22 protein-coding genes are annotated in these 22,853 nt (G+C 45.5%); 16 read left to right on the top strand and 6 right to left on the bottom strand.

What is annotated here, in order from left to right; genetic code table 11:
• The first annotated feature begins 15 nt into the window (after nucleotides 1-15).
• The 3 genes from glgD to glgP are packed head-to-tail and all read left to right on the top strand — an operon-like array spanning nucleotide 16 to nucleotide 4,881.
• Nucleotides 16-1,047 carry a glucose-1-phosphate adenylyltransferase subunit GlgD gene (gene glgD, locus H7F27_RS05700; RefSeq protein WP_105990148.1) on the top strand — a complete coding sequence of 344 codons (1,032 nt, stop codon included), beginning with the start codon at nucleotides 16-18 and terminating at the stop codon, nucleotides 1,045-1,047.
• Nucleotides 1,044-2,498 carry a glycogen synthase GlgA gene (glgA, locus tag H7F27_RS05705; protein ID WP_185848691.1) on the top strand — a complete coding sequence of 485 codons (1,455 nt, stop codon included), beginning with the start codon at nucleotides 1,044-1,046 and terminating at the stop codon, nucleotides 2,496-2,498. Before glgD ends, glgA begins: the two co-directional genes overlap by 4 nt.
• Nucleotides 2,485-4,881 (top strand): glycogen phosphorylase GlgP, encoded by a 2,397-nt coding sequence (glgP, locus tag H7F27_RS05710; protein WP_185848692.1) that lies wholly within the window; start codon nucleotides 2,485-2,487, stop codon nucleotides 4,879-4,881. Before glgA ends, glgP begins: the two co-directional genes overlap by 14 nt.
• 30 nt (nucleotides 4,882-4,911) lie before the next feature.
• On the opposite strand, the gene H7F27_RS05715 is transcribed toward glgP, so the two are convergent.
• Together H7F27_RS05715 and H7F27_RS05720 are read right to left on the bottom strand one after the other, a co-directional pair.
• A complete protein-coding gene (locus H7F27_RS05715; RefSeq protein ID WP_106020319.1) occupies nucleotides 4,912-5,379 on the bottom strand; it encodes a TspO/MBR family protein in 468 nt (155 codons plus the stop codon).
• A gap of 153 nt (nucleotides 5,380-5,532) precedes the next feature.
• Complete coding sequence (locus H7F27_RS05720) at nucleotides 5,533-6,252, bottom strand: yteA family sporulation protein (RefSeq protein ID WP_024122606.1); 720 nt, start codon at nucleotides 6,250-6,252, stop codon at nucleotides 5,533-5,535.
• A gap of 291 nt (nucleotides 6,253-6,543) precedes the next feature.
• Here H7F27_RS05720 and H7F27_RS05725 point away from each other — a divergent pair, with 291 nt between their 5' ends.
• The 10 genes from H7F27_RS05725 to H7F27_RS05770 all read left to right on the top strand — a co-directional run bounded on the left by H7F27_RS05725 (nucleotide 6,544) and on the right by H7F27_RS05770 (nucleotide 18,186).
• Nucleotides 6,544-7,959: an isochorismate synthase gene (locus tag H7F27_RS05725; protein ID WP_185848693.1), complete on the top strand. Its 1,416-nt coding sequence runs from the start codon at nucleotides 6,544-6,546 to the stop codon at nucleotides 7,957-7,959.
• Nucleotides 7,956-9,698, top strand: a complete 1,743-nt coding sequence (gene menD, locus H7F27_RS05730) for a 2-succinyl-5-enolpyruvyl-6-hydroxy-3-cyclohexene-1-carboxylic-acid synthase (protein ID WP_185848694.1) — start codon at nucleotides 7,956-7,958, stop codon at nucleotides 9,696-9,698. Before H7F27_RS05725 ends, menD begins: the two co-directional genes overlap by 4 nt.
• Nucleotides 9,686-10,510 carry a 2-succinyl-6-hydroxy-2,4-cyclohexadiene-1-carboxylate synthase gene (gene menH, locus H7F27_RS05735; protein WP_185848695.1) on the top strand — a complete coding sequence of 275 codons (825 nt, stop codon included), beginning with the start codon at nucleotides 9,686-9,688 and terminating at the stop codon, nucleotides 10,508-10,510. The genes menD and menH overlap by 13 nt, the downstream gene beginning before the upstream one ends.
• Before the next feature lie 34 nt (nucleotides 10,511-10,544).
• On the top strand, nucleotides 10,545-11,363 hold the full coding sequence (gene menB / locus H7F27_RS05740) for a 1,4-dihydroxy-2-naphthoyl-CoA synthase (RefSeq protein WP_010331603.1): 819 nt from the start codon (nucleotides 10,545-10,547) through the stop codon (nucleotides 11,361-11,363).
• A gap of 91 nt (nucleotides 11,364-11,454) precedes the next feature.
• The gene (locus H7F27_RS05745; RefSeq protein ID WP_024122602.1) at nucleotides 11,455-12,915 is read left to right on the top strand and encodes an o-succinylbenzoate--CoA ligase; all 1,461 of its coding nucleotides are present in this window, start codon (nucleotides 11,455-11,457) and stop codon (nucleotides 12,913-12,915) included.
• Entirely contained in the window at nucleotides 12,912-14,027 is a 1,116-nt protein-coding gene (gene menC, locus H7F27_RS05750) for an o-succinylbenzoate synthase (protein ID WP_024122601.1), read from the top strand. The genes H7F27_RS05745 and menC overlap by 4 nt, the downstream gene beginning before the upstream one ends.
• 274 nt (nucleotides 14,028-14,301) lie before the next feature.
• Nucleotides 14,302-15,225, top strand: coding sequence for a metal ABC transporter solute-binding protein, Zn/Mn family (locus tag H7F27_RS05755; protein ID WP_101863547.1), 924 nt, complete (start codon nucleotides 14,302-14,304; stop codon nucleotides 15,223-15,225).
• Nucleotides 15,226-15,243: 18 nt separating this feature from the next.
• Entirely contained in the window at nucleotides 15,244-15,996 is a 753-nt protein-coding gene (locus H7F27_RS05760) for a metal ABC transporter ATP-binding protein (protein WP_101863546.1), read from the top strand.
• A 5-nt stretch (nucleotides 15,997-16,001) separates the two neighbouring features.
• Nucleotides 16,002-17,309: a metal ABC transporter permease gene (locus H7F27_RS05765; protein ID WP_185848696.1), complete on the top strand. Its 1,308-nt coding sequence runs from the start codon at nucleotides 16,002-16,004 to the stop codon at nucleotides 17,307-17,309.
• Nucleotides 17,299-18,186 (top strand): metal ABC transporter permease, encoded by an 888-nt coding sequence (locus H7F27_RS05770; RefSeq protein ID WP_101860077.1) that lies wholly within the window; start codon nucleotides 17,299-17,301, stop codon nucleotides 18,184-18,186. Before H7F27_RS05765 ends, H7F27_RS05770 begins: the two co-directional genes overlap by 11 nt.
• A 22-nt stretch (nucleotides 18,187-18,208) precedes the next feature.
• On the opposite strand, the gene H7F27_RS05775 is transcribed toward H7F27_RS05770, so the two are convergent.
• The 3 genes from H7F27_RS05775 to H7F27_RS05785 are packed head-to-tail and all read right to left on the bottom strand — an operon-like array spanning nucleotide 18,209 to nucleotide 20,838.
• Complete coding sequence (locus tag H7F27_RS05775; protein ID WP_010331596.1) at nucleotides 18,209-18,367, bottom strand: DUF1540 domain-containing protein; 159 nt, start codon at nucleotides 18,365-18,367, stop codon at nucleotides 18,209-18,211.
• Between the two features lie 53 nt (nucleotides 18,368-18,420).
• Nucleotides 18,421-19,464, bottom strand: coding sequence for a cytochrome d ubiquinol oxidase subunit II (locus tag H7F27_RS05780; protein WP_024122596.1), 1,044 nt, complete (start codon nucleotides 19,462-19,464; stop codon nucleotides 18,421-18,423).
• Nucleotides 19,465-19,506: 42 nt separating this feature from the next.
• On the bottom strand, nucleotides 19,507-20,838 hold the full coding sequence (locus H7F27_RS05785; protein ID WP_024122595.1) for a cytochrome ubiquinol oxidase subunit I: 1,332 nt from the start codon (nucleotides 20,836-20,838) through the stop codon (nucleotides 19,507-19,509).
• 201 nt (nucleotides 20,839-21,039) lie between these two features.
• On the opposite strand from H7F27_RS05785, the gene H7F27_RS05790 reads away from it, so the two are divergent.
• Nucleotides 21,040-21,288: a type B 50S ribosomal protein L31 gene (locus H7F27_RS05790; protein ID WP_010331593.1), complete on the top strand. Its 249-nt coding sequence runs from the start codon at nucleotides 21,040-21,042 to the stop codon at nucleotides 21,286-21,288.
• Between the two features lie 110 nt (nucleotides 21,289-21,398).
• The gene (locus H7F27_RS05795) at nucleotides 21,399-21,962 is read left to right on the top strand and encodes a beta-class carbonic anhydrase (protein WP_024122594.1); all 564 of its coding nucleotides are present in this window, start codon (nucleotides 21,399-21,401) and stop codon (nucleotides 21,960-21,962) included.
• On the opposite strand, the gene yidD is transcribed toward H7F27_RS05795, so the two are convergent.
• Nucleotides 21,959-22,186 (bottom strand): membrane protein insertion efficiency factor YidD, encoded by a 228-nt coding sequence (gene yidD, locus H7F27_RS05800; protein ID WP_010331591.1) that lies wholly within the window; start codon nucleotides 22,184-22,186, stop codon nucleotides 21,959-21,961. The two genes, H7F27_RS05795 and yidD, sit on opposite strands and share 4 nt — an antisense overlap.
• Nucleotides 22,187-22,313: 127 nt before the next feature.
• On the opposite strand from yidD, the gene H7F27_RS05805 reads away from it, so the two are divergent.
• Nucleotides 22,314-22,787 carry an S-ribosylhomocysteine lyase gene (locus H7F27_RS05805; RefSeq protein WP_010331590.1) on the top strand — a complete coding sequence of 158 codons (474 nt, stop codon included), beginning with the start codon at nucleotides 22,314-22,316 and terminating at the stop codon, nucleotides 22,785-22,787.
• Nucleotides 22,788-22,853: the final 66 nt, after the last annotated feature.

Raw genomic sequence — 22,853 nt, forward strand, 5'->3', positions numbered from 1 at the left:
AGGAGGCAGAATCAGTTGATCAATAATCAAATGTTAGGTGTTATAGATGAAACCACATATAAGCATTCTCTTCAGGATTTAACCGCACAGCGGTCGCTTGGTGCGATTCCTTTTGCTGGAAGATATCGTTTGATAGATTTTATGCTGTCCAATATGGTGAATGCGGACATTAGGAGTGTGGCGATTTTTCCGAAATATCGCTACCGGTCTCTTATGGATCATCTTGGAGCAGGGAAGGAATGGGATTTGCACCGAAAAAAGGACGGCCTCTTTTTTTTTCCGTCACCGCATTTGCATGATGAGTATAATGAATTCGGTTCATTTCGCCAGTTTTCTGATCATCTTGATTACTTTCATAGAAGCACACAGCAATATGCCGTTATCACCAACAGCCATACTGTGTGCAACATTCAATTTCAATACGTGCTGAAAAGACATCAGGAGGCGGGCTGTGACATTACCGAGGTCTTTCAGGACGGTCAGTCGCTGCAAATCTATATCATGTCTTCTAAACTCTTGAAGGATCTGATCTACGGACATATTGAAAAAGGATACAGAACCATTCAGGAGGTTGTTGAAAAGGAAGCCTCCGTATTGACCATTTGCCCATATGAATATTCGGGGTATGCAGCTGTTATTGATTCTGTAGAAAAGTATTATACCCACAGTATGGAGCTTATTCAGCCGCGTTTTTGGCAGCAGGTGTTTTTGCCTCAGCAGCCGATTTATACAAAAGTGAAGGATGAGCCCCCAACGAAATACGGGAAGAACAGCACTGTCAGAAATTCTTTAGTGGCAAACGGCTGTGTGCTTGAGGGAGAGGTCGAAAACTGCATTTTGTTCAGGGCGGTGCATGTCGGGAAAGGCACGAAGCTGAAAAACTGCATTATTATGCAAAAAACGCAGATTGGCGAGGAGTGTTTGCTGGAGCAGGTGATTGCTGATAAAGATGTCAAAATCGGCAATACAACTGAAGCTGCGGGAACGGAGGAGCAGCCGCTCGTATTAAAAAAAGGTTTGGTGCAAGGAGAGCTGATGAATTCTTGAAGGTGTTATTTGCTGTCTCAGAATGTACCCCGTTTGTAAAATCAGGAGGCCTGGCCGATGTGGCCGGCGCGCTGCCCAAAGTGCTTTCTCATCTTGGGAACGACGTAGCGGTGATCATGCCGAAATACAGTCAAATTCCTGATCCTTGGAAAAAGCGTATGAAGAAAACAGCTGAATGTACGGTTGCTGTTGGCTGGCGTCAGCAATATTGCGGGATTGAGCATTTGGCTGAAGATGGTGTGGATTATTATTTTATCGACAATAAATATTATTTCTCAAGGGATTCCCTGTACGGGCATTTTGACGATGGGGAGCGGTTTGCTTATTTTTCAAGAGCTGTGCTGGAAGCGGCAGAAGCAGTGAATTTTCAAGCCGATATCATTCATACTCATGACTGGCATACAGCGATGGTCAATTATTTGTTGAAAGAGGAATACAGCAAGCGCCCTTTTTATGAGCAGATGAAAAGTGTGCTCACGATCCATAACTTGCAGTTTCAAGGTATATTCCCGCCTGAGGTGACACATGACTTGCTCGGTCTCGACATGAGTCATTTTCATTATGAGAGATTAGAATGCAATGGATTTGTTAATTTTATGAAAGCAGGGATTCTCGCTGCTGATCATGTAACAACGGTGAGCCCGACTTATAGAAATGAAATCTTAACGCCGTATTACGGCGAGCAGCTTGAGCCAGTTTTGCAGCATAGGGAAAAAGATTTAACAGGGATCTTAAACGGTATTGATGACTCTTTCTATCAGACAGAGAGCGATCCGTATATTGAGATGCATTACGATCCTGAACGTCTTGATTTAAAGGAAGAAAATAAAACGAAGCTCCAGCGGCGGATGGGCCTTCCGGAACGAAAAGATATTCCGCTGATCAGTATGGTAACAAGGCTGACCAACCAGAAGGGTCTTGATCTTGTTAAGAGAATGATGCACGAGCTGCTGGAGGAGAGAGACATACAGCTGATTGTGCTCGGTACGGGGGAACGGGAATTTGAGGACTACTTCCGGTACATTGAATTTGCATTTCACGATAAATGCAGGGCGTATATTGGGTTTGATGAGCCGCTTGCCCATCAGATTTATGCGGGCTCGGATTTGTTTCTGATGCCGTCGAAATTTGAGCCGTGCGGTCTGGGGCAGATGATCGCGCTTCAATATGGCGCTATTCCGATTGTCAGAGAAACAGGCGGGCTCTATGACACTGTCCGTTCCTACCGGGAGGAAGAGGGCACAGGCAACGGTTTTACGTTCTCAGCCTTTAATGCTCACGATCTGAAATTTACGATCGAGAGGGCGCTGTCGTTTTATCGCCAAAAGGATGTATGGAAGAGCATCATGAAGACCGCAATGAATGCAGATTACAGCTGGAAACAATCAGCCAAACAGTATCAGCGCATTTTCGAGCATGTGACAAGGAGTGGACGGGATGTTCTCGAGTAAAGAACGCTTTGCAGCCTTATTTTTAAAGCGTCTGGAAATGACGTGCGGGAAAAGCTTTAAGGACTCTTCCAGGCTTGATCAATATAAAACCTTAGGCAATATGATCAGAGAGTACATCAGCGCTGATTGGATCCAGACAAATGAAAGAAGCAGGTCCAATTCCGGAAAGCAGACATATTATTTGTCGATTGAATTTCTTCTGGGACAGCTCCTTGAACAGAATTTAATGAATCTCGGTATTCGGGATGTAGTGGAAGCGGGTCTGAAAGAGATCGGCATCAGTTTAGACGAGATCCTTTATATGGAGAGTGATGCAGGGCTTGGGAATGGCGGTCTGGGGCGATTGGCAGCTTGTTTCTTAGATTCTCTGGCTTCGTTAAACTTGCCTGGGCATGGGATGGGAATTCGCTATAAGCATGGCTTATTTGAACAAAAAATTGTTGACGGGCATCAGGTTGAGCTGCCTGAGCAATGGCTGAAAAACGGAAATGTGTGGGAAGTAAGAAATGCTGATCAAGCGGTTGACGTGCCGTTTTGGGGCGAGGTGCATATGACTGAAAAAAACGGCCGTCTGCATTTTCGTCATGAGCAAGCAACAATCATTACCGCTGTTCCTTATGATATCCCGATCATCGGATACGATACGGGCACAGTCAACACGTTAAGGCTTTGGAACGCCGAGCCTTATGCGCATTATCACGGCGGCAATATTTTGTCTTATAAACGGGAAACAGAAGCTGTATCTGAATTTTTATACCCTGATGACACGCATGACGAGGGTAAGATATTACGGCTGAAGCAGCAGTATTTTTTAGTATGTGCAAGTTTAAAAAGCATTGTGAACAATTACCGCAAAACGAATCAATCATTATATGGCTTGCATAAAAAAGTAAGCATTCATATTAATGACACCCATCCTGCACTTGCCGTGCCTGAACTGATGCGGATTTTGCTTGATGAAGAGAACATGAGCTGGGAAGATGCCTGGCATATCACGGTACATACAATTTCCTATACGAATCATACGACACTGTCAGAAGCGCTTGAAAAATGGCCGATTCATTTATTTAAGCCGTTGCTCCCGCGAATGTATATGATTATTGAAGAGATTAATGAGAGGTTTTGCAGAGCGGTTTGGGAGAAGTATCCCGGTGACTGGAAAAGGATAGAGGATATGGCGATTTCGGCGCACGGTGTTGTCAAAATGGCTCATCTCGCAATAGTAGGAAGCTACAGTGTAAACGGAGTTGCCAAAATTCATTCCGACATTTTAAAGGAACGGGAGATGCGTCATTTTCATTTGATGTTTCCGAATCGGTTTAACAATAAAACAAATGGAATTGCCCATAGGCGCTGGCTGTTAAAAGCCAATCCCGGCTTGTCCGCGATGATAACGGATGCGATAGGCAATGAATGGATAAAACATCCGGAATCCCTGATTCAGCTCGAACCGTACGCTACTGACCCCGCTTTTATTGAGCAGTTCCAAAATAACAAAAGCAGAAAAAAGCAAGAGCTTGCTGATCTGATTTTTTGCACGGCCGGAGTGGCTGTAAATCCGGACAGCATATTTGACGTACAGGTGAAACGGCTTCATGCGTATAAACGGCAGCTGCTGAATGTTCTTCATATTATGTATTTGTATAACCGCCTGAAGGAGGATTCGGGATTTTCAATTTATCCGCAAACCTTTATTTTCGGAGCAAAGGCTTCACCAAGCTATCATTACGCGAAGAAAATCATTAAACTGATTCATTCCGTTGCGGAGAAGGTAAATTATGATCCGGCGGTGAGGCAGCTGCTCAAGGTCGTTTTTTTAGAAAATTACAGGGTTTCTATGGCGGAGCAGATTTTTCCGGCATCAGATGTAAGTGAACAAATCTCGACTGCAAGCAAGGAAGCGTCCGGTACAGGAAATATGAAGTTTATGATGAATGGCGCGCTGACAATCGGCACGCATGACGGGGCGAATATTGAAATTCTGCAACGCGTCGGAGCTGATTGTGTTTACACTTTTGGTTTGAAAGCGGATGACGTTCTTTCCTACCAGGAAAACGGAGGCTACAGATCAAGGGAGTATTATCAGCATGACCGCAGAATCAGGCAGGTAGCGGATCAGCTGATCAACGGTTTTTTTGAAGGTGAAGCCGATGAATTTGAATCCATCTATGATTCGCTGCTGCCGCATAATGACGAGTATTTTGTATTGAAGGATTTCAGTTCATACGCGGATGCCCAGGAGCGTATTCAAGCCGATTATCAAGATCGGCGAAAGTGGTCAGAGCGTTCGATTTTAAACATTGCCCATTCAGGTTATTTTTCAAGCGACCGGACGATTCACGAATATGCGAAACACATTTGGAGAATTAAGCCGATGATGTAAAAAAGCCGCTGTTTGAGCGGCTTTTTTTGTTCAAAGATTCATTGAATAGATCGTAAAGGATAAGACAGTTGCAAAGGCACTCCATAAAAAATAAGGCACAAGAAGCCAGCTTGCGGCCCTGCTGTATACTTTTGCAATGATGATTACAACCAGCGCTGTTATGGCGACAAGCAGGCAGTCAATGGATGCGGCAAGGAGATTCTTTTGCGTAAACTGAAAATAACTGAATGCCTGATTAAGCACATAATTGATCAAAAACGCCAGCCAAAAGCTTTTGGCTTTTTTAAATGAACATTTGGCAAAAACAATGGCAGCTGAAAGAGAAATCAGTGCAAACAGGACGGCCCAGATGATGCCGATCGTTGACCCGCTTGGCGTCCAGTCTGGCTTTTTCAGTGAATGATACCAACTTTGGTCGATCGGAAATAGAAAGTCTGCGGCTGAAAACAGTGCGTATGTAATGATAAAAACTACAATTGCGCCGAACATCTTTTTCATATATTTCCCTCCGGTATGTATTTATTTTACATGTAGGTTTACCCTTTATCTTGGATAGATCAAACCCCTGATATGCGGGGAAGATGATGTAGAGAGCTGCTGTAATGCGGTCATTTATGAAAACACAAAAGAGAACCCCCTTTGCCTGGGGGTTCAATCTGCATGGAGATCGCCAAACGTCGTCATGATGCCTTCTTCATCCAGCTCTTCCTCATAACGTTCATGCGCCCTGCTTGGATACACTGTGATTTCTTTGCCTGTAATATCTGTGGCAATGAAATTCTCATATGATTCTGTATTGCCGATATTTTCTTCGGCATTCATCGTCATATCATCATAGCTGAGCGGCGGATTTTCCATGTCCTGCGGTGTTTCTGAGTTTCCGTATTTTTCAACGTCCTGGTAGGAATCTTCACTGTCGTAAGGCGCTCTGATTTCTTCATCATCGTCAAATTCAAATTGCCCGAAGGGTGTTTCTTCTTCGATCGGACGGTCTTTGGAAACAACATCCTGTGATGAATATTCCGCGAGCGTTGTAGCAGTCGGAAGCGCTTCTAGGCGTTCATAAGGAATTTCCTTTCCGCTGACCTCACAAATCCCGTACGTGCCGTTTTCTATCGCCTTCAATGAATGCTCAATGTCCCGGAGATGCTCCCGTTCATGCAAATCAAGAGCAATGTCTTTTTCGCGCTCATAAAGCTCTGTCGCCTGATCGCCTGGGTGATTGTCATAAGCAGAAAGCTCACCCCACGAATCATATGGAAAAGCGGAATTGAGCTGAAAATGGTCATTGTCTTTGAAGCGGTTCAATATATCTTCTTTCGTTTGTTCAAGTTCCTTTTTTAAATGCTGAAGCTGTTCGTTTGTAAGCAATATGATCGCCTCGTTTCTCTGTAATGCATACCTTTAGTATGGACAGATCGCCTGAGAACTTTCATAAATCCCTAGTGGAGGAATATAGGAGATTTTCCTTATGTGGTAAGCGGATACAAGCTTTGCTATCAGTGGAGAAAGAAATTTAAGGTTTGTTTCTTTTTCATTTCTGCAATTAGGTTTATAATAGGTAAGGCAGGCCATTTGGACTGCATGATCTGTGTATTTGACACAATGTAGACACAGGTGTATGGTATTAAAAGCATTTTAAGAATTATGGAGGAATGTCTCATGGTGACAACGGTGCAGCGTACGTTCCGAAAGGAAGTTCTACATGCATTACATAAAGCCAAAGAAGTCAACCATGCTGTCTTAATAAGCTATTCGAGACAAATTGAGTCTCTTGACCCTCTATCATTTTTCAATTACGGAGCAAAAAAATATACAGGCAATCGATTTTTTTGGTCAGAACCTGAAAGTGAATTGACAATAGTCGGTCTTGGCAAAGAAGCTGTTTTCCAGACGAATCAAAAAAACGACGAGCGGTATCGCGAGGTTTTTGAACAATGGGAGCGCTTTAAAAAGACGGCTTTTCATATTTATGAAGAAGAAAAGCTGCAGCATTCTGCAGTGGGACCTGTCTTATTCGGAGGCTTTTCCTTTGACCCTTACGAAGAAAGAGGTACTCAATGGGACCATTTCTCGGAAGGGGATTTCTTTGTGCCTTCGCTTATGCTGACAATGTCTGCTGACGGTTCGTTTTTAACAGTCAACAGATGGGTCAGCGGAGAAGATGATGCAGAAGCTGTTTTGGAAGGCTTAAAAGCTTTTGCAGCGGAATTTATGGTCCCCGATTTAAATCAAGAAGATCAGGCTGTGATGACAGCATCTCAGGAGCTGGATAAGTCTGATTGGCTAAAAGCAATCGAAACGGCAACAAGCCAAATTAAAGAGAATCAATATGATAAAGTGGTTCTTGCCAGAGAGCTGCTGCTCACGTTTGACGGTCCGGTCAAAATGGAACCGGTGCTTAAAACGCTTTTGACCGATCAGCAGACAAGCTATGTTTTTGCAATCGAACAAGAAGGCAAAACCTTTGTCGGCGCATCCCCGGAAAGACTGATCAAAAGAGACGGCAACACTGTCATGTCTACTTGTCTGGCAGGTTCCATAAAGCGCGGCTCCGATGAAGAAGAAGACCGCCGCATCGGCCTTGAATTATTAAACGATGAGAAAAATCTGCTGGAGCATGACATTGTTGTAGGCATGATTCATAACGCTTTTGTATCAAGCTGTTCTGACGTTGAAAAGCCTGACGAACCTGTATTGTACAAAACGAAAAGCGTCCAGCACTTATTTACGCCGATTGTCGGACAGCTTCACGCGTCTGCTTCGCTTTTTGACTTAATTGAGAAACTGCATCCCACACCGGCGCTTGGGGGAGCACCTCAGAAAAAAGCTGTAGAAGTGATCAGAGAGATCGAACCGATGTCCCGCGGCTGGTATGCGGCTCCTGTCGGCTGGATTGACAGTCAGGATAACGGAGAATTTGCTGTTGCCATCCGTTCAGGGCTGATTGAAGGCAGCACAGCACGCCTGTTTGCCGGGTGCGGCATTGTGGAAGACTCTGAACCGCAATCGGAATACGAAGAAACACAGATTAAGTTAAAGCCGATGATCTCTGCACTGGGAGGTGAGAGACGTTGACAGTGAACCCGATTACTCATTACATCGGAAGCTTTATTGATGAATTCGCCCTTTCCGGAATTACGGACGCTGTCGTTTGTCCGGGCTCAAGATCTACACCGCTGGCAATTCTTGCTGCCGCGCATCCGAATATCAACGTCCATATCCAAATTGATGAAAGATCTGCCGGATTTTTTGCATTAGGGCTGGCAAAAGCACAGCAGCGTCCCGTGCTTCTGATTTGCACATCAGGAACAGCCGCGGCCAACTTTTATCCGGCTGTGATTGAAGCCCATTATTCAAGAGTACCGATTATAGTGTTAACTGCTGATCGGCCGCACGAGCTGCGTGAAGTAGGCGCACCGCAGGCCATTAATCAGCACTTCTTATTCGGTAACTTTGTTAAGTTTTTCACAGACTCTGCTCTGCCCGAAGAGTCGCCGCATATGCTGAGATATATCCGAACGCTGGCAGGCCGTGCCGCCGGGGAAGCGCAAAAGCGTCCAATGGGGCCTGTGCACGTGAATGTACCTCTTCGTGAGCCGCTGATGCCTGACCTTTCTGATCAGCCGTTTGAAAGAATGAGAACTGGGCGTCACGTGTCAGTGAAAACGGGTACGCAATCCGTGGACCGGGACTCTCTGTCTGACGTGGCTATGATATTGAAAGAGGCCGAAAAAGGCATGATTGTCTGTGGGGAACTCCACAGTGATGCTGATCAGCAAAAAATTGTGGAGCTGTCAAAAGCGCTGCATTATCCAATTTTAGCTGACCCGCTGTCTAACCTGCGGAACGGCGTCCATGATAAAAGCACCGTTATAGATGCGTATGACTCATTTTTGAAAGATGATGAGCTGAAGTCAGCACTGCGGCCTGATGTCGTGATCCGTTTCGGACCGATGCCTGTTTCAAAGCCGGTTTTTTTGTGGCTGAAGGATGACCCGGCCATTCAGCAGATTGTGATTGATGAGGATGGCGGCTGGAGAGACCCGACACAGGCAAGCGCACATATGATTCACTGCAGCCCGTCTAGTTTTGCCGATGCGATCATGGCTGAACATACGGGAATGGATCGAACATCGGAATGGCTGGAAAAATGGCAGATCGTGAATCAGCGTTTCCGTGAATATCTGCAAACGGTCAGCAGTGAAGAGGTTTCATTTGAGGGCAACCTCTATCGAATCCTCCAGCATCTTGTGCCTGAAAATAGCTCGCTGTTTGTCGGAAACAGCATGCCAATCAGGGATGTCGATACGTTTTTCGAAAATCAGGACCGCAATTTCCGTATCTATTCAAACCGTGGCGCAAATGGGATTGATGGTGTTGTCTCTTCTGCCATGGGTGTTTGTGAAGGAACAAAAGCACCTGTGACACTCGTGATCGGGGATTTGTCTTTTTATCATGATTTAAACGGGCTGCTGGCGGCTAAAAAACTGGGCATTCCGCTTACTGTGATCCTCGTGAACAATGACGGCGGAGGGATTTTTTCATTTTTGCCGCAGGCATCTGAAAAGACACACTTTGAAGATTTGTTCGGCACGCCGACCGGGCTCGATTTCAAGCATGCGGCTGAGCTTTACGGGGGCACGTATTCATGCCCGGCTTCGTGGGATGAATTTAAAGCATCATACGCACCGCAGGCTGACAAGCCCGGCCTTCACATTATAGAAATCAAAACTGATCGCCAATCAAGAGTACAGCTTCATCGTGATATGCTGAATGAGGCTGTGCGGGAAGTGAAAAAACAATGGGAACTGTAAGCATAACTGTTGCAGACGGCGTCCGCTATGCTGTGACAGATGATCGGCCGAATGCTTCTGATGCCATAGTCTGTCTGCACGGGTTTACCGGCAGCAAACAATCCTGGGCCTTTCTGGACCAGTTGCTGCCTGATTCCCGTGTCATCAAAATTGATTGCTTAGGGCACGGAGAAAGTGATGCCCCGCTGAATGGAAAAAGGTATAGCACGAGCCGGCAAGTTTCAGACCTTGCCGAAATATTTGATCATTTAAAACTTCACAAAGTGAAACTTATTGGTTATTCTATGGGGGGAAGGCTTGCATATTCCTTTGCCATCACATACCCCGAACGGATATCAGCGCTTGTGCTCGAAAGCACGATACCCGGCCTTAAAACCCTCGGGGAACGGAAAGAACGAATCTTGCGGGATCGGAAGCTTGCCGATTTTATTTTGCGTGACGGGATCAAAGCCTTTGTGGACTATTGGGAAGGCATCCCTTTGTTTTCAACGCAGCAGCGGCTTGCTGAAGACGTTCGGCAAAGGATACGGTCGGGCCGTCTTAGAAACAATAACATTGGACTGGCCAACAGTTTAATCGGTATGGGCACCGGTTCACAGCCTTCCTGGTGGAGCCGGTTAAAAGATATTGCGGCGCCTGTGCTTCTCATCTGCGGAGAATGGGACGAAAAGTTTTGCGCCATTAATCAAGAGGTGCATAAGAAGCTTCCATCTAGTAGAATAGAGATTGTTCCTGAAGCAGGCCATACAGTGCATGTGGAACAGCCGCGTTTTTTTGGTAAAATAGTGAGTGGGTTTTTAACAAACTTATAACTCGTTCATATGGAAAAATAGAGGAGGTCATATCATGGCTGTAGAATGGAAAACTGAACGTACATACGATGAAATACTGTATGAAACGTATAATGGTATTGCAAAAATAACTATCAACCGCCCTGAGGTACATAATGCGTTTACCCCTAAGACGGTTGCTGAAATGATTGATGCATTTGCTCGCGCGAGAGATGATCAAAACATCGGCGTTATCGTGCTTGCCGGTGCCGGAGACAAAGCGTTTTGTTCTGGCGGAGACCAAAAAGTGCGAGGACACGGCGGTTATGTAGGCGACGACCAAATTCCGCGTTTAAACGTATTGGATCTTCAGCGTTTAATCCGCGTCATTCCGAAACCTGTTGTTGCGATGGTATCCGGATATGCGATCGGCGGAGGACACGTGCTTCACATCGTATGTGACTTGACAATCGCTGCCGACAATGCGATTTTTGGACAAACCGGCCCTAAAGTGGGAAGCTTTGACGCAGGTTACGGTTCAGGCTACCTGGCTCGAATCGTAGGACATAAAAAAGCCCGTGAAATCTGGTACCTGTGCCGTCAGTACAACGCGCAGGAAGCGCTGGATATGGGACTTGTCAACACAGTTGTTCCTTTGGAACAGCTTGAAGAAGAAACGATTAAATGGTGTGAAGAAATGCTTGAGAAAAGCCCGACCGCACTTCGTTTTCTTAAAGCTGCGTTTAACGCGGACACAGACGGACTTGCTGGAATTCAGCAGTTTGCAGGGGATGCAACCCTTCTTTACTACACAACTGATGAAGCAAAAGAAGGCCGTGATTCCTTTAAGGAAAAACGCAAACCGGATTTCGGTCAATTCCCGCGTTTTCCGTGATCAGCAGATACGTATGAAACGAACAGCTTGAGCCATTGCGGTCCAAGCTGTTTTCTTTTCAATAAAGTAATTTTACCTCGGAGATGATGACATGCTGACAGAACAGCCCAACTGGCTCCTGCAACGGGCACAGCTAACACCTGAGAGAATCGCTCTCATTTATGGAGATCAAACCGTGACATTTGCTGCATTATTTGCCGCATCCAAACGAATGGCGTCCCAGCTTTCCGCTCATTCTTTTCGAAAAGGGGACACTGCGGCTCTTCTGCTCGGAAACCGGGCGGAGATGGTATATGCCGTACACGCGTGCTTTTTGCTCGGCGTAAAAGCGGTGCTGCTCAATACAAAGCTGTCTAAACATGAAAGGCTGTTCCAGCTGGAGGATTCCGGCGCCCGCTTTTTACTGACGGATGAAAGTTTTGACATGCAGGATTATGAGCATATGGTTGAAACCGTTAATGTGGATGAACTGGTAAAAGAAGATGCACAGGATATTGAAATTGAGCTATACATGCAAATGGACGAAACGGCGACTCTCATGTATACCTCCGGGACAACCGGCAAGCCCAAGGGAGTTCAGCAAACGTTTGGAAATCATTATTTCAGTGCGGTGTCTTCTGCTCTTAATTTGGGTATAACAGAACAAGACCGCTGGCTTATCACGCTGCCGCTCTTTCATATCAGCGGACTGTCCGCATTATTTAAATCTGTGATTTACGGAATGACGGTCGTTCTTCACCAGCGTTTTTCCGTAAGTGATGTATTGGATTCAATCGACAGGCATCAAGTTACGATTATTTCTGCGGTGCAGACAATGCTGGCAAGTCTTTTAGCAGAAATAAGCTACTGCCCGTCATCCCTCAGATGCATCCTGCTCGGCGGAGGTCCTGCGCCGCTTCCTTTGCTGGAAGAATGCCGAGAGAAAGGCTTCCCCGTCTTTCAATCGTACGGAATGACGGAGACGTGCTCACAAATCGTTACTCTCTCGCCGGAATTCAGTATGGAAAAGCTCGGATCAGCAGGAAAACCGCTGTTTTCATGCGAAATCAAAATTGAGCGGGACGGAAAAGCGTGTGAGCCGTTTGAACACGGTGAAATTATGGTGAAAGGCCCGAATGTCATGAAAAGCTATTTCAACCGGGAAAGCGCAAATAAAGCATCCTTTCAAAATGGCTGGCTGAAAACAGGCGATCTCGGTTATTTGGACAGTGAAGGGTTTTTATATGTATTAGACAGGCGATCAGATCTTATCATTTCAGGCGGAGAAAATATTTATCCCGCTGAAGTGGAGTCTGTGCTGCTTTCTCATCCGGCTGTTGCAGAAGCCGGCGTTTCAGGCGCGGAGGACATAAAATGGGGAAAAGTGCCTCATGCTTATCTTGTGCTCCATCAGCCTGTCAGCGCTGAAGAACTGACCGTTTTTTGCAAAGAACGTTTGGCGAAATATAAAGTTCCGGCAAAATTCTTTGTATTAGACCGCCTGCCGCGCAATGCGTCGAATAAGCTATTGCGAAATCAGCTGAAGGATGCGCGTAAAGGAGAACTGTTATGATCGAAATAGAAAAAATTACGCTTTATCATTTGAGCATGAATCTAAAAAAACCGTTCAAAAACAGTATTGAGACGCTTCAGGAGCGCAAATTTTTGATTGTAGAAGCCATCGATATATCCGGAGTTACAGGATGGGGAGAAGTGTCTGCATTCTCCTCACCATGGTACACCGAGGAAACGATTGGTACTTGTCTGCATATGCTGAAGGATTTTTTTATTCCTAATGTCGTCGGACGTGAATTCAGCCACCCTTCTGAAGTGCCGGACAGCTTGGCGCGCTATAAAGGTAACAGGATGGCAAAAGCGGGGCTTGAATCGGCTGTTTGGGATATTTATGCAAAAAAGAAGGGGATTTCTCTTGCGGAGGCATTAGGAGGGACAAGAGACAAAGTCCCTGCCGGAGTCGTTGTCAGCTTAGCACCTCTTGAGGATATGCTGAAAGAAATTGAAGCTTATCAAAAAGAAGGCTATCAAAGAATAAAAATTAAAATTCAGCCAGGACAAGATGTGGAACTGGTAAAAGCCATCCGCAGCCGATTCCCTGGCATCCCGCTTATGGCTGATGCGAATTCCTCTTATGAACTCAAGGATATCAGCCGCTTAAAGGAGCTTGATGAATATCATTTAATGATGATTGAACAGCCGCTCCAAGCTGATGATATTGTTGATCACCGCCACTTGCAGAAGCATATGAAAACGGCGATTTGCCTTGACGAAAGCATTTGCTCAGCTGATGACGCGAGACGGGCGATTGAGCTGGGAAGCTGCAAAGTAATTAATATCAAGCCTTCTCGTGTCGGCGGATTGACGGAAGCTCTGAAAATCCATGATCTGTGCAAGGAGCACAATATGCCGGTTTGGTGCGGAGGAATGCTGGAGACTGGCATTTCAAGAGCGCAAAACGTGGCGCTGGCTTCCTTGCCCCAATTTACAATACCGGGCGATATTTCGTCATCTTCAAGGTATTGGGATGAGGATATTGTGACCCCTGATATCCGTATCGATAACGGATTTATTTCTGTGTCGAAACAGCCTGGTTTAGGGGTTGAAGTAAATCAGGAAATAATGCGAAAATATGTGACCAAAATGGATGTTTTCACACAGCATGGATGAGAAAAAGGCATTTTATCAATTTGAGAGAATGTGAGTGTGCTGTTAGAGTAAAAGCGTTGAATACATCCCTTCTCGTTTGACCGGCTGCTGAACCAGCCGGTTTTTTTATGTGAAAATATCTTGACAGAAATGGACAAACGCGATATTTTTGCACTAAGGAAACTTTTTGTCTCATATAAACAAAACATGCTTTTGTCTAATTAAATGTCGCATGTCTAAGAAAACACAACATAAGATAAAACAACAGGACATCGATGACAAAGAGGAGGAACAAATGAAAAAAAGAGGACTGATAGCGGCATTGATCCTTGCATGCCTTGCTTTAACTGGTTGTGGATCAGAGTCTTCCGGTAAAAGCTCTGATCAGCGGCTGCAAGTGACGGCAACGACTTCCCAAATTGCAGACGCGGCTGAAAAAGTCGGCGGAAAGCATGTTAAGATCACTTCTTTAATGGGACCGGGAGTAGACCCGCACCTTTACAAAGCGTCACAAGGTGATACAAGAAAATTGACATCAGCAGACGTTGTACTGTACAGCGGCTTGCATCTCGAAGGGAAGATGGAAGACATTCTCCGTAAAATCGGTGAACAAAAACAAGCGGCGGCGGTTGCCGAAGCGATTCCGAAAAGCAAGCTTATTTCTGCGGAAAAAGGGAAGATGTATGACCCTCACGTCTGGTTCAGCATCCCATTATGGATTTACGCAATTGATGAAATCGAAGAGCAATTCAGCAAAGCGATGCCTGAGCATGCGGATGATTTTAAGAAAAACGCAAAAGAGTACAAAGATAATTTGCAATATTTAGATAAATGGGCTCGTCAGGAGGTTGCGAACATTCCGGAGAAAAGCCGTGTGCTTGTAACCGCTCATGATGCGTTTGCGTATTTTGGGAAAGAGTATGGATTTAAAGTGGAAGGCCTGCAGGGGCTCAGCACAGATTCAGATTATGGTTTAAAGGATGTACAGGACCTGGTTGAGCTTTTGGCAGAAAAACAAATTAAGGCTGTTTTTGTAGAAAGCAGCGTGTCTGAAAAATCAATTAATGCCGTGGTGGAAGGGGCTAAAGAAAAAGGCCATTCGGTGTCAATCGGCGGTCAGCTCTATTCGGATGCAATGGGTGAAAAGGGGACAAAAGAAGGCACATACGAAGGCATGTTCCGCCATAATATCAACACGATTACCGAAGCGCTTAAATAAGGAATAGAGGTGAAAGAAATGTTTCCTGTTGAGCTGGAAAATGTAACAGTCGCTTATGATAAAAAGCCCGTTCTGCAAGAGATTTCGCTGCAGGTGCCGGAGGGGAAATTAATCGGTATTATCGGCCCGAACGGCGCTGGAAAGTCCACTTTGATCAAAACGATTCTCGGTCTTGTGCCCCGTGCCTCAGGAGACATCTCCATTTACGGCGAAACTTATAAACAACAGCGGACAAGAATCGGATATGTGCCGCAGCGAGGTTCGGTTGATTGGGATTTTCCTACCAGCGCTCTCGATGTCGTGCTGATGGGAAGGTATGGCCGAATCGGCTTGCTGAAAAGACCGAAAAAGGCAGACGCGGAAATGGCTGAAGCGGCTTTGGAAAAAGTCGGCATGCTCGATTATGCGAACAGGCAGATCAGCCAGCTGTCAGGGGGCCAGCAGCAACGGGTATTCCTTGCCCGGGCACTCTGCCAGGACGCCGACATTTACTTTATGGATGAACCGTTTGCCGGCGTGGATGCAGCGACGGAGCGGGCAATCATGACTCTTTTGGCGGAGCTTAAGGATAAGGGCAAAACCGTACTTGTCGTCCACCATGACCTGCAAACCGCCGAAGACTATTTCGATTGGATATTGCTGCTTCATTTAAGGAAAATCGCCTTCGGACCGGCGGAGGAAGTGTTTACGATTGAAAACCTTCAAAAAACGTATGGAGGAAGGCTGACATTTCTAAAAGATAAAGTGCTGGCAGAAGGTAATAAGGGGTGAGCGCATTGATAGAAAGTTTGTGGCTGCAGCTCCAGCATCCGAATACACAGTGGGTGTTGGCCGGGACGCTTTTGCTCGGCGCAGCAAGCGGCTTGTTGGGGAGCTTTGTGCTGCTTAGAAAACAAAGTTTAATCGGAGATGCGATGGCCCATTCTGCCCTGCCGGGTGTGTGTCTCGCTTTTCTGTTCACCGGAGAAAAATCGCTCCCTTTCTTTTTGCTCGGCGCAGCGCTTGCAGGGCTTCTCGGAACGTGGATGATTCAGCTGATACCGCGGCTGTCAAAAACAAAAGAGGACTCGGCAATTGGGATCGTTCTCTCTGTGTTCTTTGGCGTCGGTATTATACTGCTGACATATATTCAGCAGCTGGGGTCGGGAAGCCAAAGCGGACTTGATTCCTTTCTGTTCGGCCAGGCTGCTTCATTAGTCAGACAGGATATCATTCTTATTGCGGGAGTATCCGCCGTTTTATTGCTGCTTTGTACTGTCTTTTTTAAGGAATTTAAAATCATCACCTTTGATATCGCATTTGCAAAGGGATTGGGATTGCCGGTACGTTTTTTAAACGGACTTATGGCCTGTCTTATTGTCTGCGCTGTTGTGATAGGGCTTCAAACTGTAGGTGTCATCTTAATGGCAGCTATGCTCATTACACCCGCGATTGCCGCAAGATATTGGACCGAGCGTTTAACGGGCATGATCGTGATTGCCGGGATGACAGGCGGGATCAGCGGCGTGTCCGGAACATTGCTGAGTACAACAATGGAGGGCATGGCGACGGGGCCTTTGATGATTTTATCGGCAACGATCATTTTTCTTTTTTCGATGATTTGTGCACCTAAGCGGGGACTGGCTGCTAAAGGGATAAGATTAATAAGGCTGCGCAGAAAAACAAACCGGGAGCAGGTGCTTCTGACGATTTTTGAGCAGTATGAACATAAGGAAATATATGTAACGGAGGAAAGTATACGAAAGAAAAGGCGGCTTTCACCTTCATCATGTCATAAAGTTTTGAATGATTTGGAAAAAGAGAGGTGCGTTGTACGGATTGAAAACGGAGTTTGGAAAGTGACACAGGCTGGGATAGAAAAAGGTTATCTGACGGCTTTAAAATATCGGATGTATGAAATGTACCTCATGCATGAAATGGATATAGAAAAAGCAGGTGCGGATCAGGATGATTTTGTGCCGGACCGATTGCCGGAGGCTACAAGAGATAGGCTTCTTTCACTTTTGAAGCTGCATGGCAGGATGCCTGAGCTCCGCCAGCCATACCCTGAAATCAAGAAGGGGAAGATTGCCAATGAGCTTTGAAGCGTGGATTATAGTGACGGGCATACTAGTCGGTGTCAGCTGTGCGTTGATCGGAACATTTCTTGTATTAAGGAGAATGGCAATGCTGGCCGATGCCATCAGCCATACTGTTTTGCTTGGAATTGTGGGTGCTTTTCTTGTGACAAAAAGCCTTGACGGGATTCCTATGTTCATCGGTGCAGCCGTGTCGGGACTGTTAACGGCATTTTTGGTACAGCTTCTTCACAGCAAAGGGGTTCAATCAGATGCCGCCATAGGCGTTGTTTTTACCTCCTTATTTGCAGTTGGTGTCATTTTGTTATCAGTATATGGAGCGAATGTCCATCTCGATATTGAACATTCATTAATGGGAGAAATCGCTTTTGTGCCATGGAATACGATCACGGTATTCGGAGTGGACATCGGGCCAAAAGCGTTTTGGATGCTGGTTGTTGTGCTGATTTTCAATATAACGATGGTCAGTGTGTGTTATAAGGAGTTCAAAATTTCTTCGTTTGATCCGCAAATGGCTTTGGCCATCGGAATACCGGTCATGCTGATTCATTACCTCCAGATGGGGATGCTGTCGCTTACGACCGTTGCCTCCTTTGATTCGGTCGGCGCCATATTGGTTGTGGCGATGCTGATTGTTCCGCCTGCTGCCGCCCATCTATTAACGGACCGGCTGCTTTATATGCTGATTATCAGCGCGGTGATCGGAGGGCTGTCAGCTCTATTGGGCTATATCTGCGCAACATGGCTCAATGTTTCCATCTCCGGAGCGATGGCGGCAATGACAGGAGTTTTTTATGCAGGTGCCTTTTTATTTTCGCCGTCAAACGGAGTGATGACGAAAAAGATAAGAATGCTCAAAACAGAAAAAGAAAGAGCTGTCTGATGCCAGCTCTTTCTTTTGATTTTTACAAATCTTGCGGTTTAAACGTTTTGCAGTCTGTTTCCCGGCTGTTTTCGGCAGTCTCGCCAGTATGGCTGACAACATAAATGGCATCGGCTGTGCATCTGTTGCCTTTGTCCCAATAAGAACAGTTGTTGACCTCGCATAGGATTTTCTGGTCCATGCCATCCCCTCCTTATAAAGGTTCAAGCTTAGTATAGCCGGAGGGCTTGGGCCCTATTCTTCCTGCTGGCGGATATACCGTTTATCCTTCATAAACAGCTTCCAGAAGAAGTAGAAGCCTGGGAACAGGATAATGAATGCAACGATATATGTCATAAACAGCGCTCTGAACGTGGCGGGCTCGGTGAAACCGGACATGATCGTCACGTCCGGATAAATCATATAAGGGAGGTGGGCGCGGCCGTACGCGTAGCTTGCCAGGAAATACTGTATCGCAATCGCGACAAGCGCCAGTCTGGGTTTCCCAATCTTTTTGCCGAAGCTTTTGTTAGGCAGAAAAAGAGCTATGCCTGCGATGATGAATGTAATAAACGACGCAATAATCCAGGAAAAATCATTCATCATTCCAGTATAAAGCCAGTTTGCTTCATTCCGCATCGTCAGCATAATGCATACGGCAAATAGGAGCGAAATCGGGCCGGTGATTAAGGCGCTTTTTCTGTACGCCGTGTAGGCGTCCTGTTCCTCAGCCACATTCGAAACATCCGCCAGCAGCAGGGAGGATAAAAATAAAGTGCTTAAAATCGCAAACCCTATAAATGAATAGGCGTTTGGGCTTGTCAAAATGGTAGACATATTCAAGCTGTATACGCCGTCTGTGTTTTCGATAAATCCACCGTGTGTCACCGGGAGAACCAAAATCAGAACAGCGGGAATAATAAAACCGGAGATGCCGGAAATATATCTGAGCAATTTCCTTTCCTTCGCTGTGTTTGAAAAAACGAGAAATCCGCTTCGGATTGCTAAAAGCAATAAAATAATGCTGCCGGGAATTAATAAAACAGTTCCGAGCACAAACGTCGCACCTGGAAAAAAGCTGAAAAGCGCAACGACGATGGCCACGATAAAGACGTTAGTGACCTCCCAAGTCGGCGACAGAAAGCGGTTTGCGATATCAGTCGCCTTCATATGCTCTTTGTTTAAATAGATCATAGACCAAAATCCCGCTCCGAAATCCATTGTGGCCATGACGGCGTAAATAAACACAAAACCCCAAATAATTGAGATGGCGATCAGAGCGTCAGTTGAAATGTCCATTTGTCGATCTTCCTTCCATTTAGTTTCCTGCTTGCGAAGCTATTAAGACTCCGCCGTATTTAAATCTTCATCCACAGGGTGCTTTTTGAAATAGTAAAGCAGCACATAAACGACAGCTGCGCCCAACACGGCGTAAACAAATGTGAAAAACAGAAAGAGCACACCGATCGAGCCTGTCGTCGTGACGACATCTGATGTTTTCAGCAGATGATAGATGACCCACGGCTGTCTCCCCGTACAAGCAAAAATCCAGCCGAATTCAATTCCGATAATGCTGAGAGGACCGGCCGTCATGAAAATCAACAGCAGCCAGGTTGGAAAACGATCTTTCTTTAATACTTTTCTCCAGACGACACCGATAATGGAATAAAGAATGAGCAGCATTCCGACACCGACCATCGCATTAAATAACGTGTGGATAAAAAGCGGCGGCCATTCGTCTCTCGGAAACGCATTTAATCCTTTTACAACAGTGTCAAAACTGTTGGCTGCCAAAAAGCTTAATGCCCACGGAATCTCGATTGCCCATTTCACTTTTTCCTCTTCCGGATCGGTAAATCCGCCGATTGCAAGCGGGGCATGGGATCTTGTTTCAAACAGGCCCTCTGCTCCGGCGAGTTTTTCCGGCTGATATTCATGCAGCATCTGTGCTGATTCGTGGCCGTTTAAGGCTGTTATCAATGAAAAGATACCGCCGATCGTCAGCGCGAGCAGCAGGGCCTTCCGGTGAAAGCGATAGACGTTTTCTTGTTTTCTCGACCGGATCATTTTGTATGCGGCAACAGAAGCAACGATAAAGGCTCCTGTCATGAACGCAGACAGAACGACATGGCCGGCGGTTACAAAAAAGCTTGGGTTAAAAAACGCGGCCCACGGATCAACATCAGTTATCTTTCCGTTTATAATTTTAAATCCGGCCGGGGTTCCTTCAAAGGCATGGACATTCGTGATCAGAATGGCAGACGCCGCGGCCCCGATCAGCACAAAGACAACAGCGATAATCCTCATGACCGGCGATAAGCGGTCTGCGGCATATACATAAATCGACATAAACAGGGCTTCGATAAAAAAAGCGTAGATTTCAATTTGGAATGGCAGGGACATGACCCGGCCGATGACTTCCATAAAACCCGGCCATAAAAGCGCGAGCTGAGTACCGGCAATGGTTCCGGTCGGAATGGCGACCCCCAGCAAAACAGCCTGTGCTTTTGTCCATCTCTTCGCCATGATGGCATAATGGTCATCCTTCGTTTTTTGATAGATCAATTCAGCTATTAAAATCATGAGCGGCAGACCGACTCCCAAGGTTGCGAAAATGATATGAAAGCCCATTGTCGTACCAAAAAGACTCCTAGCCAAAACTAAATCATCCACAATAATAAACCACCTTTCTCAAAACGATCTGTATGTAATATGGGTTTATTATTTGCTTCCTCGGTTAGATTATTCTTCCTGTTCTTAAAAGCATGAGGTTTATGAAGCGAAAGATCGGGAAACCTGTAAGGAGATTGACAAAATGTTTGTTAGGATATAAAATAAAACGTAATTATTACGATTTAATAAGGAGAGATAGACATGAAGGAAGGAATTCATCCGAAGAATCACAAAGTAATATTTCAGGATGTAAACAGCGGATACCGCTTTTTGAGCAGGTCTACCAAAACATCGGAAGAAACAGCGGAGTGGGAAGATGGAAACACATATCCGGTTATTAAAGTAGAGGTAAGCTCAGATACTCATCCGTTTTATACAGGCCGCCAGAAATTCAATGAAAAAGGCGGAAGAGTCGAGCAGTTCAACAAAAGATATAACATGGGAAAATGAGGCAGCCGCGGGGCTTGCCTTTTTTTCTGGCCTCAACATCTTGCCGATAGGATGACGAAAGGCAGAGGCTGTGATATATTGAAGAAAAAAGACCGGAAAGGAATACCGCTATGAGTCTTCTAAATGATATTCTTGACTTTAATAAAACTTTTATTGAACAAAAAGATTATGAAAAATATCAGACATCAAAATTCCCGGATAAAAAAATGGCGATTCTTTCTTGCATGGACACTCGTTTGGTTGAATTGCTGCCGCATGCGATGAATATGCGAAACGGTGACATCAAAATTATAAAGAGTGCCGGTGCGCTTGTTACACACCCGTTCGGAAGCATTATGAGAAGTTTACTGGTTGCAGTGTACGAGCTGAACGCAGATGAAGTCTGTGTAATCGGACACCACGATTGCGGTATGAGCAAAATCAGCAGTGAAAGTATGCTTAATAGAATAAAGGAAAGAGGAATTCCGGAAGAACGCATCGAAACATTGAAGTACTCCGGAGTTGACTTTGACCAATGGTTTAAAAGCTTCGATTCAGTGGAAGCGAGCGTAAAAGACAGCGTGGACGTCATTAAACATCATCCGCTGTTCCCGGAAACTGTGCCTGTCCATGGTTTAGTCATTGATCCTGAGACAGGAAAACTGGATGTTGTCGTAAACGGCTATAACGCTTAATCTTTGCGCTTTTTTTCAGGGACGGGGTCGACTCCGCCCGGATGAAATGGATGGCATTTCAAAATCCGTATGAGAGTCAGCCATCCGCCTTTAAGGGCGCCGTGCGTTTTAATGGCTTCGATTCCATATTGTGAACAAGTCGGATAAAAGCGGCATGTTGGCGGCGTCAGCGGCGAGATGAATTTTTGGTACCCTCTGATCAGAGCAATAAATATGGTTTTCATGTGTCTTCAGCAACCTTTCTGATGCAAGTATAAAAAAAATAACGCGGTTTGAAAAGTTATTCGATAATTCTTATCGGAAAGGTATGTTATAATAAAAATACATTTTTAAAAAAGGGAGAGTGCCATTATGCCTTCAGTAGAAAGTTTTGAACTTGACCATAATGCGGTTGTTGCCCCATACGTAAGACATTGCGGTGTGCATAAAGTAGGAACAGACGGTGTTGTAAATAAATTTGATATTCGTTTTTGCCAGCCGAATAAACAGGCGATGAAGCCTGATACGATCCATACACTTGAGCATTTGCTCGCATTTACGATTCGCACTCATGCTGAGAAATATGATCATTTTGATATTATTGATATTTCGCCAATGGGCTGCCAAACCGGCTACTATCTTGTTGTCAGCGGAGAGCCGACTCCTGCGGAAATCGTTGACTTGCTTGAAGACACAATGAAGGAAGCTGTAGAAATTACCGAAATTCCGGCTGCCAATGAAAAGCAGTGCGGCCAGGCGAAGCTTCATGACCTGGAAGGCGCAAAACGTTTGATGCGTTTCTGGCTGTCACAGGATAAAGAAGAATTGCTAAAAGTATTTGGCTAAATAGAAAAAAGACCTTTTTGCCCGAAAGCAAAAAGGTCTTTTTTGTGACGTTACAGATTTTGTATA

Source organism: Bacillus sp. PAMC26543, from assembly GCF_014250375.1.
In the GTDB taxonomy this organism is placed as follows: domain Bacteria; phylum Bacillota; class Bacilli; order Bacillales; family Bacillaceae; genus Bacillus; species Bacillus halotolerans.